19 protein-coding genes are annotated in these 18,721 nt (G+C 35.6%); 4 read left to right on the top strand and 15 right to left on the bottom strand.

What is annotated here, in order from left to right; translation table 11 throughout:
- Nucleotides 1-13 precede the first annotated feature (13 nt).
- From ACF3OC_RS09470 to ACF3OC_RS09435, 8 genes are all read right to left on the bottom strand, one after another.
- Nucleotides 14-1,363: a PDZ domain-containing protein gene (locus tag ACF3OC_RS09470; RefSeq protein ID WP_094281589.1), complete on the bottom strand. Its 1,350-nt coding sequence runs from the start codon at nt 1,361-1,363 to the stop codon at nt 14-16.
- Nucleotides 1,364-1,563: 200 nt separating this feature from the next.
- The gene (locus ACF3OC_RS09465; protein ID WP_094281587.1) at nt 1,564-2,415 is read right to left on the bottom strand and encodes a sugar phosphate isomerase/epimerase; all 852 of its coding nucleotides are present in this window, start codon (nt 2,413-2,415) and stop codon (nt 1,564-1,566) included.
- A gap of 163 nt (nt 2,416-2,578) precedes the next feature.
- Nucleotides 2,579-4,792 (bottom strand): NADP-dependent isocitrate dehydrogenase, encoded by a 2,214-nt coding sequence (locus tag ACF3OC_RS09460; RefSeq protein WP_094256308.1) that lies wholly within the window; start codon nt 4,790-4,792, stop codon nt 2,579-2,581.
- A 188-nt stretch (nt 4,793-4,980) separates the two neighbouring features.
- Nucleotides 4,981-5,637 carry an NAD(P)H-binding protein gene (locus ACF3OC_RS09455; RefSeq protein WP_179221507.1) on the bottom strand — a complete coding sequence of 219 codons (657 nt, stop codon included), beginning with the start codon at nt 5,635-5,637 and terminating at the stop codon, nt 4,981-4,983.
- Nucleotides 5,638-5,663: 26 nt separating this feature from the next.
- The gene (locus ACF3OC_RS09450) at nt 5,664-5,945 is read right to left on the bottom strand and encodes a GNAT family N-acetyltransferase (RefSeq protein ID WP_094281585.1); all 282 of its coding nucleotides are present in this window, start codon (nt 5,943-5,945) and stop codon (nt 5,664-5,666) included.
- 7 nt (nt 5,946-5,952) lie between these two features.
- Complete coding sequence (locus tag ACF3OC_RS09445) at nt 5,953-6,447, bottom strand: nuclear transport factor 2 family protein (RefSeq protein WP_094281701.1); 495 nt, start codon at nt 6,445-6,447, stop codon at nt 5,953-5,955.
- Nucleotides 6,448-6,539: 92 nt separating this feature from the next.
- Nucleotides 6,540-7,523: a cation diffusion facilitator family transporter gene (locus tag ACF3OC_RS09440; RefSeq protein WP_094281583.1), complete on the bottom strand. Its 984-nt coding sequence runs from the start codon at nt 7,521-7,523 to the stop codon at nt 6,540-6,542.
- Nucleotides 7,524-7,571: 48 nt separating this feature from the next.
- The gene (locus tag ACF3OC_RS09435) at nt 7,572-8,558 is read right to left on the bottom strand and encodes a bile acid:sodium symporter family protein (RefSeq protein WP_094281581.1); all 987 of its coding nucleotides are present in this window, start codon (nt 8,556-8,558) and stop codon (nt 7,572-7,574) included.
- Between the two features lie 145 nt (nt 8,559-8,703).
- Between ACF3OC_RS09435 and ACF3OC_RS09430 the strand changes: the two genes are divergently transcribed.
- The 4 genes from ACF3OC_RS09430 to rplI all read left to right on the top strand — a co-directional run bounded on the left by ACF3OC_RS09430 (nt 8,704) and on the right by rplI (nt 11,459).
- A complete protein-coding gene (locus ACF3OC_RS09430) occupies nt 8,704-9,909 on the top strand; it encodes a pyridoxal phosphate-dependent aminotransferase (RefSeq protein ID WP_256962565.1) in 1,206 nt (401 codons plus the stop codon).
- Nucleotides 9,910-10,370: 461 nt separating this feature from the next.
- Nucleotides 10,371-10,739 carry a 30S ribosomal protein S6 gene (gene rpsF / locus ACF3OC_RS09425; protein WP_094256304.1) on the top strand — a complete coding sequence of 123 codons (369 nt, stop codon included), beginning with the start codon at nt 10,371-10,373 and terminating at the stop codon, nt 10,737-10,739.
- The gene (rpsR, locus tag ACF3OC_RS09420; protein WP_094256303.1) at nt 10,739-11,002 is read left to right on the top strand and encodes a 30S ribosomal protein S18; all 264 of its coding nucleotides are present in this window, start codon (nt 10,739-10,741) and stop codon (nt 11,000-11,002) included. The genes rpsF and rpsR overlap by 1 nt, the downstream gene beginning before the upstream one ends.
- A gap of 13 nt (nt 11,003-11,015) precedes the next feature.
- Entirely contained in the window at nt 11,016-11,459 is a 444-nt protein-coding gene (gene rplI, locus ACF3OC_RS09415) for a 50S ribosomal protein L9 (RefSeq protein WP_094256302.1), read from the top strand.
- Nucleotides 11,460-11,658: 199 nt separating this feature from the next.
- Here the strand turns inward: rplI and ACF3OC_RS09410 are convergent, their stop codons facing one another.
- The 7 genes from ACF3OC_RS09410 to ACF3OC_RS09380 form a co-directional block, all read right to left on the bottom strand.
- Entirely contained in the window at nt 11,659-11,853 is a 195-nt protein-coding gene (locus ACF3OC_RS09410) for a hypothetical protein (protein ID WP_256962564.1), read from the bottom strand.
- Between the two features lie 141 nt (nt 11,854-11,994).
- A complete protein-coding gene (locus ACF3OC_RS09405) occupies nt 11,995-13,314 on the bottom strand; it encodes a hypothetical protein (protein WP_392471514.1) in 1,320 nt (439 codons plus the stop codon).
- 3 nt (nt 13,315-13,317) lie between these two features.
- Nucleotides 13,318-15,405 (bottom strand): hypothetical protein, encoded by a 2,088-nt coding sequence (locus ACF3OC_RS09400; protein ID WP_094281577.1) that lies wholly within the window; start codon nt 15,403-15,405, stop codon nt 13,318-13,320.
- Nucleotides 15,406-15,431: 26 nt separating this feature from the next.
- Nucleotides 15,432-16,106 carry a hypothetical protein gene (locus ACF3OC_RS09395; protein WP_094256298.1) on the bottom strand — a complete coding sequence of 225 codons (675 nt, stop codon included), beginning with the start codon at nt 16,104-16,106 and terminating at the stop codon, nt 15,432-15,434.
- Nucleotides 16,107-16,315: 209 nt separating this feature from the next.
- A complete protein-coding gene (panD, locus tag ACF3OC_RS09390) occupies nt 16,316-16,684 on the bottom strand; it encodes an aspartate 1-decarboxylase (protein WP_094256297.1) in 369 nt (122 codons plus the stop codon).
- 15 nt (nt 16,685-16,699) lie between these two features.
- Nucleotides 16,700-17,746 (bottom strand): DUF6695 family protein, encoded by a 1,047-nt coding sequence (locus ACF3OC_RS09385; protein WP_094281575.1) that lies wholly within the window; start codon nt 17,744-17,746, stop codon nt 16,700-16,702.
- A 1-nt stretch (nt 17,747) separates the two neighbouring features.
- Entirely contained in the window at nt 17,748-18,719 is a 972-nt protein-coding gene (locus ACF3OC_RS09380; RefSeq protein ID WP_094281573.1) for a PLP-dependent cysteine synthase family protein, read from the bottom strand.
- Nucleotides 18,720-18,721 lie beyond the last annotated feature (2 nt).

The raw sequence follows: 18,721 nt of genomic DNA, 5'->3' as shown, positions 1-18,721 counted from the left end.
GGCTTTTTTATTTCTAATTATTGACTGCCTTTCGATAAGGAATTGGATCTATTAAGATAAAATGAGCTTTTACCTCCTCAGTACCTCGCTTTAATACCAAGTTGATCTCTTCCCCTTCTTTATGCATCAACTTTCCGAGAATATGATTTAACTTCATATTCTGAGCACTATTGCCATTAATCTTCAAGAGCTCATCATTGACCTTTACCCCCGCCGAATCCGCAGGTGAGCCTTCCCGAACACTGGCAATCTTATATATTGGTCGTAAGGTAAATTCATACTTGAAATCTTCCTGATTGTAAACATTAATCCCTGAATTCGGATTATCGGCATCTCGCTTGCCTACTGTAGTTGCTAATCTGCGTTTGGTCCACTCCAAGCCATCATGCTTGATCTCCATTCCAGACATATTGATCTCGAATTTCTTCCCAAAATTCCGATTCTTCTTTAGAAAAATCTCATTCTGCTGATAATTAAAAATCACATCAAAATGCTGTAAGACTTGATTCCCAATTGAACCAACTCTATTTTTGGCTAACTTTGCCGCATGGACTGCATTTGAATCCGGATATGAAACAATAGGTTCCTTAATATAAAACCCAGACCACTCAAAACCTTCAATCCGATTTCTCTTCCCAAAAATCAATCCGTTGAATCCTCGACCAATAAAATCATAAATATTAGGCTCATGAACAGTAAAGGAGTCTAAAAGAAACGGAAAAACCAACATCCCATCTGAATTACCCATATCTACAAGCATTTTTGCTTTCTTTAAATTTCTATTTCCTAAATCCACATCAATGTAAACATATGGACGGCTTCGTTCTAACTCTATAGGAATTTTCTGATGATTCTTAACCAGTTTCTCTGGATAATCCAATGGATCAAAAACACTGATCTTTTTCTTTTGATAATCTACTCGAACCAAATAATCTTCAAATAAATGGCTTCCTAAGATTCCATTGATTGGTACTCCGATATGACTGGACAAATCCAAGTCCTCGGCATCAATAACATAAATATTATGGGTACTATCAATTAAGATATTTCCAACTGAAAATTCATTGCCTACAGCCATTATGCCTTCTACCCCATCTTCAATTCCTATCCCTGAAAACTTGACCTTGGAAATATTTTCTAAAGGAACAGAATCTTGTGGAGTCGCAAATAAGATGGTCTCCTTGACTCCGGTATCCAATAAAAAGGAGAGCTCAACTCCATTGACCTTCACCGGAAGCAACACTAAATTACCATTGAGATCAAATCGGAAAGAATTTTTCCTGGGGTTTATTAATGAAAAGTCTTTCTGTGCATAGGCATGCAAAAACATTAAGTTTAGCAATAACAGAATTATGATTTTCATACACAATGGTTTATATAGCTAATTTACCTATTTTTTAAATGCCTTTAACTTAACATCCACTTAATATTAAACATTTGATATTTTGTTAAGTTTCAATAATTTCAATTATCAATTTCAATAAAAATCCTCCTGATTTATATAAAAACAAAAAGGAATAATCAAATTGATTATTCCTTTTTGTTTCAAGGTACGAGGAATTCTTAGACTGCGCTTAATACACCTCTAAAATATCCAACGGATTCAGCAATACCTGCTAATGGGTCTTTCATATCTTTTTCAAATTCTATACTACAACATCCTTGGTATTTATTTTTCAATAATGCCTTTACAAATGCCGGTATATTGATAACTCCACGCCCTAATTCACAGGTTGTTCCTTTTGCATCGGCAGCCGTCACATTCTTTAGATGTATATCAAATATGCGGTCTTTATATTTAACAAAATCTTTGATAGGATCCTGACCATCTCGGGTATCATGCCCCATATCAAAACACATCCCCATATTCTTATCCAAGTCTTTGATATGATTCCAGATTACGGTGGCATTAGGATAAATCTTATCTTCAGGGCCATGATTATGGATTCCAAACTTAATATTGTTCTCTTTCGCTTTTTTAGCCACGTAAGGAAGATCCTTGATTTCCGGAATGCCAATCATCAAGTTCACTCCTACACGCTTACAATAATCAAATGCTTTATCAATTTCTGCTTCGGTCTTCATATAAATCGGACCTACTGCATATCCAGTAACATTAGAATCCGCTAATTTCTTATGGAAGGCAGCAATTTGTTCTGCTGTACTATTTAAGGGTAAATGAAAATCCTTAATACATAAATATCGAACATCCATCCTTTTCATCATTGCTAAGGATTGATCAAGATTAAAGTTCACAAAACTATAGCCTGCAATCCCTAATTTCAAACTATTCTGATCTGCTAGGCCTGAATTAGATGTTTTTGTTCCTGCATGCAACCAATTAGGACCAGCAATAACTGCAGCAGCTCCCAAAGCTGTATGCTGCAAAAATTTTCTTCTACTATTATAACTCATGGATATAGGTTTATGTTGTTTTACATACTAAATTTAATGATTTATACCCAAAACGGCAATAAACCAAAGCATTCGTATCGGAAATCTTACCAGTAGCATTTTAGCCAAAATAAAAAACCCTTGTTAAATCAATAACAAGGGCTTTTCAATATGATTAATATTCTTAGAATGAATCAATCGCAGCATTTAATGTTGCAGATGGACGCATAGCTTTTGAAGCTAACTCATCATTCGGGAAGTAATAGCCAGCGATATCCTGAGCTTTACCTTGCGCTCCGATTAATTCTTCATTAATCTTTGCTTCTTGCTCCGTTAAGGTCTTCGCTAATCCAGCAAATTTCGCAGCCAATTCTGCATCCTTCGTTTGATTCGCCAATGCCTCAGCCCAATAAGTCGCTAGATAATAATGTGAACCACGGTTATCAATTTGACCTACTTTACGAGCTGGAGATTTATCGTTCGCCAAGAATTTAGCATTTGCCTCATCTAATGCATCTGCCAATACCTGTGCTTTTTCGTTGTTCTGTGTTTGAGCTAAATGTTCAAGTGAAGCTTGTAATGCCAAGAATTCACCTAATGAATCCCAACGTAAATAGCCTTCTTCTAAAAATTGCTCAACATGTTTTGGAGCTGAACCACCAGCACCTGTTTCAAATAATCCACCACCATTCATCAATGGAACAATAGATAACATTTTTGCTGAAGTACCTAATTCTAAAATTGGGAATAAGTCAGTTAAATAATCACGTAACACATTACCTGTAACTGAAATCGTGTCTTCACCTTTACGAATTCTTTCAATCGAGAATTTTGTAGCCTCAATTGGGGATAAAATACGGATATCTAATCCTGTTGTATCGTGATCAGCTAAGTAAGTTTTTACTTTCTTAATGATCTCTCTATCATGAGCACGGTTTTCATCTAACCAGAATACTGCTGGAGTAGCTGATAAACGTGCGCGATTTACTGCCAATTTAACCCAATCCTGAATTGGAGCATCTTTCGTTTGACACATACGGAAGATATCACCTTCCTCAACTTGTTGCTCCATCAATGTTTTACCATTGTTGTCAACCACACGAATTACTCCGTTTGATGCTGCTTGGAAAGTTTTATCATGGGATCCATATTCTTCAGCTTTTTGAGCCATTAATCCAACGTTTGGAACTGAACCCATAGTTTTTGGATCGTAAGCACCATTTACTTTACAATCTTCAATCACAGCTTCGTAAATTCCAGCATATGATCTATCTGGGATAACTGCTAATGTATCTTGCTCAGCACCATTCTTATCCCACATTTTACCTCCAATACGGATCATTGCTGGCATCGATGCATCAACAATAACATCCGAAGGAACATGTAAATTGGTAATTCCTTTATCTGAATTTACCATTGCCAAATCTGGTCCATTAGCAATAGCTGCATCAATTGCTGCTTTTACCTCGGCCTCTTGTGGAGTACCTGCAATCTTTGCATAAACCTCACCAAGACCATTATTTTTGTTAATGCCCAATTCCTGGAATAATGAACCATATTTCTCAAAAACATCTTTGAAATATACTTCTACAATGGCCCCAAAAATAATAGGATCTGAAACCTTCATCATAGTAGCTTTCAAGTGCGCTGATAATAATACACCTGCTTCTTTAGCTTCTTGAATAGCTTTCGCAACAAATTCTTTTAATTTAGCAACATGCATAACTGAAGAGTCAATTACTTCTCCTGCTTTCAAATTTGCAAATCCTTTTAATTCTTTGCTTTCACCATTTGAACCCACGAATTCAATTTTGAATTGGCTATCTGAGTCTACAGTCAATGATTGCTCAGAACCGTAGAAATCACCTTCTTCCATGGAAGCAACTTTCGTTTTGCTATCACTAGCCCAAGCGCCCATTCTATGTGGATTTGCCTTCGCATAATTCTTAACTGCTTTTGGAGCACGACGATCCGAGTTCCCTTCACGTAAAACTGGGTTCACTGCTGATCCTAGTACTTTCGCATAATTTGCTTTGATTTTCTCTTCATCCGCATTTGCTGGAGAATCTGGGTAATTAGGAATATTATATCCAGCCTTTTGTAATTCAGCAATTGCAGCTTTTAATTGTGGAATAGAAGCAGAAATATTCGGCAACTTAATGATATTAGCCTCTGGCGTAGTTGCTAATTGACCTAATTCTGCCAATGCATCTGCTGTTTTTTGATCTGCTGATAAATATTCGTTGAAAATAGCAAGAATACGTCCCGCTAATGAAATATCTCTTAATTCGACTTCAATATTTGCGGTTTTCGCAAAGGATTGAACAATAGGTAGAAATGAATACGTTGCCAATAAAGGCGCTTCATCTGTTTTTGTGTAAATGATCTTAGATGACATAATTTTCTATTGAAATGATATTATTTTGCAATTATTAGTGAAAATCAAAGAGTTTCTTTACCTCTTTTTTTAAATTCGCCTAAAGATAATAAAATCAATTTTAAATAGCCATAAAAGCCAAAATAATGCTGAATTATGAAAAATCTTTGTCTTATTTCAATAGAAATTCCTTAATTATTATGAATTTATTAAACCTGCTCCCCTAATTCTCCCCAGATTTCCTTCGGATTATAAATATCCAGGATACCATCCTTATCTTCAAAAACAGCATCTACAATAGCTTTCGCCAAAAACATCGTACTAATTGGTTTATATGGTTTAAATAAACCTATTCTATTCAAGAACTTAAGAGTTTTAACAGCGTACTTCTCTCCTTTTCGCTTGGTATTGGGACGATCGATCGGACCAGGACGTACAATGATTAATTTTGAGAAATTTAAGGCTTTGATTCCTTCCTCCAACAGGCCTTTCATTTTGGTATAATGGAATCTGGAATTCTTACTCGCCTGGGCAGATGAAAGTAAAACAAAGGTTTCTATCCTATTCATCTTACATAAGGCGGCAAACTTCAACTGATAGTCATAATCTACCACCCATTGGGCTTCCTTGCTTCCCGCATCCTTTAAGGTGGTGCCAAGGGTTGAGAAAGCAACATCCCCGATTATAAAATCACTATAATTCTCTAAGTGATCAAAATCTACAATTACCTCATGCAGCTTGGGCTCCGAGGTAAAGAATGGTCTTCTAACTAATACCGTCACTGAACCCACTTTTGGATTCGATAACAACTGAAGAACCAACTCTCTCCCGGTAGCTCCTGTAGCACCTATAACAACTGCATTCATAATGGTAGATTTAATTTACGTTTTCCTTAAAACAGTACGTCGCGAATATTAACATCACGATCAAACTGCGCCTTAGCAAATGGACATAATGGTAATATTTTCACATTATTCTCTCGCGCATAGTCGACGGCTTTTTCCAATAGAACAGACCCGATCCCTTTTCCCTTTTCTTCAGAATCGACTTCGGTATGGTCTATAATGATTTTTCCAGGACCTGCTTTGGAATATGTCATCTCGCCAATTTGCTTTCCATCTTCTACTGCAAAAAATGAGCCTTTATTCCCTGACTCTTCGTGTTTCACTAACATAGTATCTTTATTTAAGTTTCAATTCTTCAATTATTTCATCCTCAATATCTGTCTTCATGCTCACCACTTTAGATGCGAGATCATTAGGCACCGTCATTGAAAGTACATATTGCTTAATCAACCATTTCCCGTTCTTATTGATTAATACTCCCGAGCCCCGGCAAATCTTCATCTGTGTATTTAACAATTCATCTATCCATGCGGTTTTACCATCTTCCGAAATTTCTATATTTCTCTCCAGGCTACTGAAATTCCAGGCTTTCCCCTTATCAAAATGAGGCTTCGCATAGTCCATAAATTCCTGCTTATCCCAGCGCTCTGTGGCATCAGTCCCAATAAACACAGAATTTTCATCCATTAGGTCAAAATAGGCGTTGAATTTGGCTTCAGCCGCTGCCAAATGCCAGGCATCCAAAACATCGCTAACAGCAGTTTTTGCAGTCTGCCCAAAAGAAAATTGAATCAACAATAGAAATACTGATAATGTGCCGAAGATTTTCATAAAAATTGGTTTTTTATTAAAGATACTGATTTTATGGGAAATCGGCAGCGATGTCAAGAACCCCATCGGGGTGACATATTTGTAGCAAGAAATTATTTTTCCGCCCTAAAGTGCTTCATATTTTTGGTCACATTCACAATATTCCAATCAATATGTTTGGAATACGGTTCAGTCCGAATGGGGCAGTTCTGCACATTGCAATAATGGCAACATTCCGGCATACAAGGGTCTGGGTGTATGAAGAATTCGGTCTTTGCATTTAAGTTCTCGTTGAGGAGAGAATCAAAATCAGAGATACTATCATGAACTTTGTTGAGGTCATAATAATTAGGTAAGGTCAAATGGCAATCAATATGCATTTCCTGACCATATCGTTGTATTCTAAGATTGTGTACATCGATCCATTCCGGCTTCCGCTTTTTATTAAGAATAGCAACAACCTCTTCCACCACTTCGGCATCGGATTCATCCATCAATCCAGAAATGGATTTGCGAAGCAATTTATAACCATTGTAAAGGATAAATGTACCGAGTGCAAAAGAAAGAGCAAGGTCAATCCATGCTAATCCTGTAAATTTCATCAACAATAGTCCGGCAATCAATCCAATGGAGCTATAGGCATCCACTTGGAGATGCTTTCCATCCGCTTCTATCGTCAATGATCTTAACGCTTTACCACGCTTCATCAAATAAAAACCTACGCCAAAATTGATCAGGGAAGTAACTAAAATCAAATACATCCCTTCTTCAACATTGCTCACCGGTTCTGGAGAGAAAATTGAATAAATTGATTTGATAAGGATAATACTACCTGCAATAAAAATCATCCCCCCTTCCACGAAAACGGAGAAAAATTCTACTTTCCCATGTCCATAAGGGTGATTTTCATCTTTCGGTTGAGCCGATAGGTAAATGCTGTAATAGGCAAAGCCAGACGCGACAATATTTACGATACTCTCTGCAGCATCTGAAAAAATAGCATTGGATTCCGTAATAAAATAGGCAATAAACTTGATGAGCATCAAAACGATACCTGTTACCAAGGATAATAAAACCAACCTCATTTGCCTATTCATAGTACTAAATTTGAACCGCAAAAATAATTAATTCGGGAATAGGAATTGTTACTTATTTGTTAACATACGCTCATCTTTTTGATTTCCTAAGCGTTGCGCTATGATCGTCACCACAAAAATCTGAAATGCATGGTAAATCATCAATGGCAAGATAAAAAGCCCCAATTTGGGGTTATTCGCAAAGAGAAATTTCGAGAAAACACTTCCATGGGTCAGGGATTTCTTTGAGCCACAGAATAATGCAGAAATCCGATCCTCCCGATTAAACTTCAAAACATATCTAACCAATAACAGAATGATCAAATAAACAGTAAAAAACAATACGATTACTGAAATAAATAAGGTAGCTAGATAGGTTGTTCCAATGGTATTGAAAATATCATTCAAAAAGGATTCTGAAAAGCTACTATAGACGATTAATAAGACCACACCTTTATCAAAATTTGATAAGGCTTTTCCATATTTATGAGCCCATTTCCCCCAATAAGGTTGAATCAATAAACCTAATATTACAGGAAGTATAACTTCAAATAAAAGTCCTAAATATAATTCCCCGAACACATTAACTTCGCCTACATCTAAGAAGAAATGCATCAGCAAAGGCGTTACGGTTACCCCGATCAATCCGGAAATGGAGGCATTGAATATTGCGGCAGGAACATTTCCTTTAGCGATGGAAACCATTACTACCGAGGAGGTAACGGTAGAAGGTAATGCCGCTAAAAAATAAAAGGACAACCAAAATTGTTCCTGAGTTTCAGTATGGACCAAAGGACGGAATAATAATACCAACAAAGGGAACAGACCGAAAGTGAAAAATTGCACAGAGAGGTGCAATTTCCAATTTTTCATTCCTTGTTTTACCTCATCAAAGCTCAACTTCAACCCGTAAAAAAAGAAAACCAAAGCTACGCCTACGCTGATAATTCCATCTAAAAACTTGCCATCTAAGAACTCTACTACATTTGGATAGATATAGGCAAGGATAATCATTGCAATAAGGGCGATTATAAACCCGTCAAATTTTAACTTCATCAAAACCTGTCCTTTGCTTACAAAGCTATCATTTATTTCATAAACACCTATTCCAAGCAATCTATTTAGAAAGTATCATTTTTACAGATATTTTGTTACATTTTTCTCATCAATAATAAATTGTATATAATATATTTGCAATATCATGAGTACAACATCCATATTATCCGATAGAATAAACAATCTATCCGAGTCTGCAACATTAAAGATGACCAAATTAGGCCGTGAACTTGCGGCTAAAGGCATTAATGTAATTAGTTTAAGTGTAGGTGAACCCGATTTCAATACGCCTGAGCATGTAAAAAATGCTGCTAAGAAGGCCTTGGATGAAAATTGGACCCGTTACTCCCCTGTTTCTGGTTATCCTGAGCTTCGCCAAGCGATCGTTAATAAACTAAAAAATGAAAATGGCTTAGACTATGACATCTCCAATATCGTAGTTTCTACTGGAGCCAAACAGTCATTATCCAATGTGCTGTTAACTTTAGTAAACCCTGGAGATGAAGTTATCATCCCTACACCTTATTGGGTATCCTATTCCGAAATGGTCGTATTAGCGGAAGGTAAATCTGTTTATATTGATACAACGATTGAATCAGATTTCAAAATTACACCGGAACAATTAGAGGCAGCTATTACGCCAAAATCTAAAGTTTTTATGTTCTCCTCTCCTTGTAACCCGACTGGTTCGGTTTACTCGAAAGCTGAATTAGAAGGGTTGGTTAAGGTTTTTGAAAAGCATCCTGAAATTTATATTATCTCTGACGAGATTTACGAACATATCAATTTCGTAGATAGGCATGAGTCAATTGCTCAATTTCCATCCATTAAGGACCGTGTTATTATTATCAATGGTTTTTCTAAAGCCTTTGCAATGACAGGTTGGCGTTTGGGATATATTGCAGCAAACAAAGAAATTGCTGCTGCCAATGAAAAAATGCAAGGACAAACAACCTCAGGAACATGTTCTATCTCTCAACGTGCGGGTATTGCAGCTTACGAACAAGGATTGGAAAGTGTATTAGAGATGAAAGAAGCATTTGCTCGTCGTCGTCAATTAGTATATGATTTATTGAATGATATTCCTGGGGTAAAAACAAACTTGCCAGATGGTGCATTCTATTTCTTCCCAGAAATTAGCTCATTCTTTGGTAAAAAAGATCCTGAAGGAAATGTAATCAATAATTCAGCAGATTTGGCATTATACCTATTGAACTACGGTCATGTTGCAACAGTTGGTGGAGATTCATTTGGAAACAATAATTATATCCGCCTTTCTTATGCGGCATCTGATGAAAGTTTAGTTGAAGCTTTACGCAGAATTAAAGAAGCATTAGGCAAATTAGCATAATTTGAATCAGGTTCCCTGCGCGGAGTCGATTGCAAAAAAATACATAAGCCCAATCATTTCTGATTGGGCTTTATTCATAATAAACAAAAGTTCTTTTTGGTTCTATAAATACAGGAGTATGAAATAGATCATTTTAAACATCAGATAACCAATACATAACCCTGCGAAAATAGCAACCACAATCCTTGCCCAGAAGGGCATTCTAACAATAAAATTCAATACTATTCTCTATAATTTTTGCTGATGCAAAGATTAGCATATTCAGAAATACTTCCCTAAAAACGTGAGTAAATTAGTATCATCTGTAAGCTTCTAGCCACAGGTTGAGCTAAGTAATTGATTAGCAAAATCCAATTCAAAAAATAATTACTCTTTTTTTTAATAATCGATGGATTTTTCTATCTTTGCACTTCCGTTAATATAACTACGGAGTTAAATTAATAAACATAATTATTTACACAATGCAACAGTACGAATCTGTAATCATTCTTACCCCGTTGCTTTCAGAAGATGCTGCGAAAGAAGCTATCGCGAAATTCAAAGACATCTTAACAGAAGGCGGAGCCGAAATTATCGCTGAAGATAATTGGGGTTTGAAAAAATTAGCGTATCCGATCCAGAAAAAAACAACTGGATTCTATCACTTAACTGAATTCAAGGCTCCAGGTGATTTAATTAAAAAATTAGAGGTTGAATACAAACGTGATGAGCGCGTGATGCGTTTCTTAACGATTTCTTTAGACAAGCACGCTGTGGCTTACAACGAGAAAAAACGTAGCGGTGCATTCAACAAAAAGGCAGAAACTAAAACTGAGGAGGTAGCAAACTAATGGCAAACGAAAACATCCAATACGTGACTGCTCCTAAAGTAGAGGACAACCGTAAAAAATACTGTCGCTTCAGAAAGAACGGTATTAAATACATCGACTACAAAGACGCTAACTTCCTTTTGAAGTTCGTAAATGACCAAGGTAAAATTTTACCTCGTCGATTAACTGGAACATCATTGAAATTTCAACGTAAAGTTGCTCAAGCCGTTAAACGTGCGCGTATTATCGGACTTATGCCTTACGTAACTGATTCATTAAAATAAGGAGGATACGATAATGGAAGTTATATTAAAACAAGATGTTAAACACCTTGGAGAGAAAGACGATATCGTAGTAGTAAAACCAGGTTTCGGCCGTAACTACTTAATTCCTCAAGGATTTGCAGTAATGGCGACGCCTTCTGCAAAGAAAGTTTTAGCTGAGAATATCAAACAAGCTCAGTTTAAACAAGAAAAAATTAAAAAAGATGCTACTGAATTAGCAGCTAAATTAGAAACAGTAAAATTATCTATTGGTGCTAAAGCTGGTGAGTCTGGTAAGATCTTCGGAAAAGTTAACAGTATTCAAATCGCTGACGCTCTTAAAGCTCAAGGTTATGATGTTGACCGCCGTCGTATCACGTTCGAAACTGAACCTAAGCAATTAGGTGAGTACATCGCTAACTTGAACTTACACAAGGAAGTGAAAGTACAAGTACCTTTCGAAGTTATCGCTGAGTAAGCATTCAACAATAAAAAAAATCCCTGTTTTCATTTGAAAACAGGGATTTTTTTTATTAGTATTTAGTAGAGAGTATTTAGTATTAGTATTTAGTAGAGAGTATTTAGTATTTAGATACCTGCATTTCTGAATGCTTTGTATTAGCAAACTATATCTATCCGCCATACAAGTCTAAATACTCAATACTAAATACTAAATACTAATACTGCCACATCACATCAACCCTATGTCCAGGGTGATTATGTCGGCCTTTATTACCTTTATATTTTTTCTTTTGTTGTCCAGGTGCGTAACGTTTAGCTGATTTGCTACCGTATTTCTTTTTTGCTTGTCCTGGAGGCATACCATGTGGGTGGTGACGGTGTGTATAACATGATGATACACTAAATGCCATGAAGGCTACCAATAATAATCCCAAAAATCTTTTCATATGATATTCATGTTGTTCTCCCTATTTGACCAAAATCTAAGCCAAAAGTTTAAATTTTTAACGAAGCTTCAATATTTAGCTGTTTAAAAATTGAAAACCAGTCGATTACATAGCAACAAAAATTTGATAGAAAGCATTAAGCCTAGAATTCTCTAATTTGAACTCACCATTTAATCGCATGATATTAGCGTCTTCGGCTTGTCCGAACAACGTACCTGCTTGTATCTTATCATAATTCGGTAACCAGCTTAAGTACTTATCAGCATTCGCTTTCTTCTGATAATACATTTCAAAAACATTTTCAGATGGCTTTAATGAAGCTAAGCTTGCCGAAGGCGTTGGAATTGTACTTAAATGAATAAAACCATCACTATAATTTTTCGAAAACTTGTAAAACATCTTTTCTGGCAGATAACCTAATAAGTGCGGTGATGCTTTTACCTGAAAGGCTAATGCTGGGACTTCGACCTGATTCACTTCCTTTTTCTCAATCATCTCAAAATTATCATCATAATCATAGGTGATAATGGTATCAGACTCCATCACTTCTTTATCCAGGAGATCTAAAGCTGCATAGTTACCAATATATTTATGTAAGCTATCAATGGGTAATTTGAATTTTTCGAGCGCCGCTTCCTTTTCCTTAAGAATTAAGGAAAGATCTGAATTCAGGGATAAGTGCAACACATAATCATCGGATTTAGAAACCTGAACTGGTTTGGTTGGAAAGCCAAATAAGGAAGATTTTATATAGCCCTTTAAATCGAATTTTCCATCCTTGAAATCAACTGATGCCCAATTTTTATTTCTATCCACATAACTCAGGTCAGCTCCATGCACTTCCTTCAGCTCGGCCCCAAAATTATTAGCCAAAACCCAATTCGATTGATCGGCTTGGATTAAAGATTTTAAGGATTTCAAATCTTCCTTTCCGCCAATACTAAATACCAATTTCTCAGCATTCAACAGAACCTTTAGCTCTTTCGAAGAATAATACTCCTGCCCTTTTTCTAAATTTTGAACTATGGAATCCGGGTTTATTCTAAGCTGATTTTGCAGGAAACTTTTAATTTTATTAGAATTGCTGACTTCCAAAATACCAAAATATTGATATGAAGTATCACTTAAGCTAAACATGTATAATTTGGCAGGTATATGAACACCTATATTCCATAAGTCTGATTTTTTTTCTTTAGAAATTGTATCTCTTTTTGCACCGTAATAATCAGAATAATTGGAGATAGAATTTTGGAACATCTCGACAATCAAATCATCAACATCCAACTGAATGACAGAAAAGCTGTTCTCAGGAATTTTAATATCCGCAGCTTTTGATGCCCGATAGTATTTAAAAACAAAAAAACTTATAGCCAATATGGCTATAAGTCCTAATATAAATATAAGCGTTTTTTTAATCCAACCCATTGATTAATCTTTTAATGACTTACTGATATTATCCAAGGAATTAATCAGGTAATCTAGGCCATTTTTCGATGTTTTTGGAAAGTCTACTCCAGCTTCCCATAAAAACTTCTTGCCCTTCATTCCATTACTGATCATATAAATATCACCATATTGAGAAAGAGTATTCATCTCCTCTTCCATGGAACGATGTACCGGAAGTTTTAAATCCTCCACCATTTCTGGAACCTTTTTGGTGTTGAATAGAAGCGCAAACTTATTTTTCTTTGCCATAGTAGCAAATCTTCCTCCAGACTGACCTCTATAAGTCTTATCCTTAATCTGCTCCATTTGTTCCAAATCATTGCCCAAGAATACAATACCATCCTGAATCAAGATATAAGGAGCAAATTCATCCGCCTTACCACCCATGATTTCATAGATCCCATTGTGATTGACCATATTATTTTCCAATTCTAAAATAGAAAAGATTTTTTCAAATATCCTGGTATCATCAGAAGAAAACATCCAGATATAATTAGGGATTTTCTCCATTTTCGTTTTTTCTATCTCTGTATAATTGTAATCTTCATCATATTCATAGTCAATATACTTAACTTCTTTTTGGCTTACACCATTTAGAATTAACAAGTTATCTCCTTTGAACACTTTCGCTACAGCCTTTTCATCTACCACAATATCAAATCCGGTAACAAATAAATCAATTATTTTCCCAACTTTCGCATCCATTCCTCCATACACGCGTTGTACAATTCTAGGCATATGTTTAAGATAAGCCTCGGAATTCAAATTAAAGGAAAGAAATCCCAACGCATCATCGTTCAAATAAGTCAACAATTTTGGATTTATTTTTTTATTATAGACTTCTTTGTAAATTTTGGTCATTTCTTTATCAAAGGTTAAATCACCGACCATTTTCATTCTATTTCCTTCCACTAGAATAGTGCTATTCATAGCTTCATATCCATAGTCAAAAGCTGGACTTCCACCTGTAATGGCTGTTAATAAATGCTTCGGATAATATAAATACATGAGGCTGTCAAAAGAACTAACCTCAATCCGAACCAATTCATTATCCTTTAAGGAGGTAAGCTGCTTGGATTTATATCCTTTTATATTTCCTGAAATAATCTGATCCATCATCTTATTGATGGCTTTATTTACAAAGTCATTTTTGATGGAGTCGTTATGATTTAATATTCTGGAATATTGCTGGTAATAGTCATCCTGATATTCATCTCTTGCTAGAACAGAATCTACAGATCCAAATTCATCATAAGAAGCTGGAGGATGAACATATCCTTTATCTTCTTTGTATACTGCTGGCGGTGGAACATTGATAACCTCGCCATATTCATTCGTATCCAGTTTGGCTACTTCTTTTTGCTCTACAATATCGATTTTTATAGGGACTGAAACTTCCTTTTCTACCTTCTCCTCTTCTATGTGCAAAGTATCTGTAAAATCACCATATTCTTCCCAATCCAAGGTGCTATCTGCCGCAACTGCAACAGAATCTGCAGCTTGGTAATCATACTCATCCACATAATCATCTGCATATTCATACTGTGGCAATTCCAATAAGCCATACTTCTCTTTAATTCCCTCTTGATCAAAATAATGGTTCATTGGCATTCCACCTAGAATATAGGCTGTATTTTGATCCCAACTGATTCGTAAGGTCTTATCCTCAGAATAAATGGTATTCATCCCGCCTACAACAGTTATTTCATGATCCTTAGGGAATATAGCCTCAAATTGAGCCTTATTTTTCAACGGAATAATAGCACCTAAAAATTGTAAACTATCATTAACATTAAAATGCACATAAGCCTTAGAATTGAGATCTATCCCCAAATCCTCGATATTATCAGATTGAAACTCTTCATTATCTTCAGTAATGGTTTCAAATAGACCAGCTCGCTTCAAAATACTATTTAACTGATTGACATCGGCATGCTTGAAAAATCCTTTTCCATTCAAACCAACAACCATTTTTGAATCCGCAGGAACCTTTGATAAAAGATCTTGCGAATACGCATTCCCTCCCAGACTTACTGCCAATAAGACGATGGCAAGTTTCAAGTTATTCATATATATTTAATTAGATAAATTCTTGTTTATTTCAGTGTAATGTTATTAGAAAGATTAGCTTTACCGTTAATTAAGCTAGGAACCGAAACCTTAACCATCACGGCTTGCTTATTCCCGGAAACCTTTCCATTGGTATTATCCTGTTTTACAACAGGGTTCTGGAATCGATAAATACTGGTATAAAACGCTTGATCAAATGTTTTTTGATTCTCGGGATTTAACTTATCAAATTCTTTCTTAGCCTCTGAACTATATTTATAATTCCGAACAAAGGTCTTATTACTTGAATTAAAACTATAACTCGAATAAGTATTTAACTTAGTTTTAAAGTGTTTAGACAAAGTTTCAGTATAGGAATTTAAGGCTTGTACATTCTGAAAATCACAGGATATACTCGCTATGTAATTATTGAAATCCAATCGATAATCAACATTGCTGATTCCTTTGGTATTCTTCAGCAATTGCACAATGGTTGTAACTTCCTTCCTGATTTCCGCCTGACTTGGGATCTTAAAACCATCGATCTTATCCAATTTCATTAAAGAAGATACTTTGGTACGACTCTTACTCATGTTCAAGGTGCCAACAATGGAGCCACTGCCGTTGCTTTTCATATCGATTTCCTCAACTACATCAAAACAGGAGGTTAAGAACAAACAGATAAAACCAGTAATGGCAACTAAGGTCGTTTTCCTAATCATTTTAAGCATATCAATAGTATTAGCAATTCTAAAAATTCAATTCGTGAAGTTATCAACAATTATCAAAAGGAAGGTCACTGATTTCAGTGATTTTAAATTCTTCCATTAACTTCAGCCTTGTCTTACAAATATTAAAATTATTGCTGAAACAGCAACAAAAAAGGCTATCTACAAAATGTAGACAGCCTTGCATATCTTGCTGGAAAAGCCTAATAATTATACTTTTCTACTGATTTAATTTGATTATTACCTTCTGTAAATACCAATGTTGGTTGATAAGTTTCAGCTTCTTCCGGACTTAAATTTACAAATGAAAGAATATGAACGGTATCTCCCACCTTAGCATGCAAAGCAGCACCACCATTCATACATACCTCGCCTGAGCCTCTTTTCCCTGGCAATACATAAGTCATAATCCTGCTTCCATTAACTGCATTATTGATATAGACTTGTTCATATTTTACAATGCCTGCTGCATCTAATAAATCAGCATCTATCGTAATTGAACCATTATAACTTACATTTGCCTCTGTTACTTTTACGGTATGAATTTTTGCTTTTAAAATTTTTAATTCCATTGTATTATTATCTTTTTAGATCGATTGTTTTAAATTTAAATTACTAATATCTAATGTATTAAATACTACATTCTCATTATTTTGTTTAACAACATGCCGATGTTGATGTATCTCATAGCTAAATTCATAATCTACCTGTTGACTGAATAAATCTTCTGTTATTCCCACAACAGTGTATTCGATTTCACCACGATAATTATATTTCGTTATCTCTGCTTCATTTCCACAGTACATTAAGGAAAACCAACATCCTTCACCTAAGCCCCCTAACCATTGCGCAGATTTGGGCAAGTGTTCAGGACGATTTGGTTCATCAATATAACCTAATAAATTATCATCCGGAAGTTCTTGAGCCTTTGAACTGATGAAATTCGGTTTTAATAAGCCTATTTGAAATTTTAATGACTGTTTCCTATCCATATTCCAACGCTCTAATTCCGATTTATGATAGCAAAACTGTACTTGCTGATCATTAGCATTTACTACATTGCTGGTTGGACTCGATTTCAAACATTCAGGAAAAAATATTTTACTACTCCGCGGATCACTTTTCTCCATCGCATTGACCAAGATTTGTGCTACATATCTGGAACAGCTGTTATTGTTCGGGGCTAAGGCTCCATACAAAACAGGCCCCTTATCCACCAATGCTTCAGCAAATTGAACTCCTTTATTAAAAGAAATCCTTTCACTAATAGAACATAATAACCGACCACCTCCATGTGTCGCAGATTCTTTTTCCGTTAATTCACTTAGAATCTCTTCCAGATTTAAAAGTTCTCCACTGTCTGAGAATATAGCTTTGGTTTCTAATTCTAATCTAGGATCAAATTGACTAGACCTTGCTCGACCAAATCCTCTTGGCACAATATACCTTCCAAAATCAAAATACTTTAAATCACCAGATTTCTTTTCAATAAGAACGATTGCAGCATGACCGACCTTGAAATTAAGGTTTTTTACAATTCCTAATTTCTTTAATACGGCCATCCATAATTCATCCCCACGCGCAGTTTGGTCCGGCCATGCAATAGGGATTGCCAAATCATTATATTGATGCATTTTAATCCTCGTTAATCTTTTCTAATGATTTTACATCTGTGTAGAGTTTGTTAATATATCGATTCCCATGGTCTGGAAAAAATAAAACCACTTGATCTGTTTCTTGGAGCTGCATATCTGCCAAATGCGTATCTAATGCCGCTAAAACAGCTGCACTTGAAAATCCTAATAGGTCATTACATTCCCGTTGATATTGCTGCGCAATTTCAATACTCTTTTCTTTACTGATCTGAAAAATACGATCCACCACCTGTTTATCAAAAGTTCCTGGTATGAAAGTCCTACCAATTCCTTCAATTCCATCAAATTGTACTTCTTCATCCGGAATTTCAATTCCGTTCATAAATAAATCATAGACAGAATTCAATGGTTCTACCCCCCATACTTGAATATCCGAATTTTGTTCCTTCAAAAATCTCCCGATACCTGAGATGGATCCGCCAGTTCCCACACCGACCAAAACATGCGTAATTCTACCCTGACTCTGTTCCCATAATTCGGGACCTGTTGTTTTATAATGCGCCCGGATATTATTGGAGTTATAATATTGGTTGGTAAAGTAGGTGTTTGGATTATTTGCAGAATAAGCTTGAGCCTGATATTGCGTAGAATTAAACACATGGAGACCATTGGAGTTGTCACAGTGGACAATGTCGGCTCCATAAGCCTTTAAAAGCTTAATTTTTTCCTCAGAACAACTGGCAGAGACAAAAATCTTTGCCTTATAACCAAGTTCTTTAGCAATCAAGGCAATACTAATACCAGTATTCCCGCTACTGGCTTCTACAAATGTTCCTCCTTCTGCTATTTTATTTTGTTTAATGGCATCCTCAACCATAAACCATGCTGCCCTATCCTTAGATGATTTGCCTGGATTATAAAACTCTTCCTTAATAAAAATATTGGTTTTATACTTACCTGATAAATATTCATCCCTCCGCAACGGTGTTTTACCAATAAAATCCCTAATCAATA

Origin of the sequence: Sphingobacterium cellulitidis (assembly GCF_043187465.1) — a bacterium.
GTDB lineage: Bacteria > Bacteroidota > Bacteroidia > Sphingobacteriales > Sphingobacteriaceae > Sphingobacterium > Sphingobacterium cellulitidis.
Note: the sequence above shows the minus strand (reverse complement) of the source record. Positions and strands in the feature narration are given on the sequence as shown.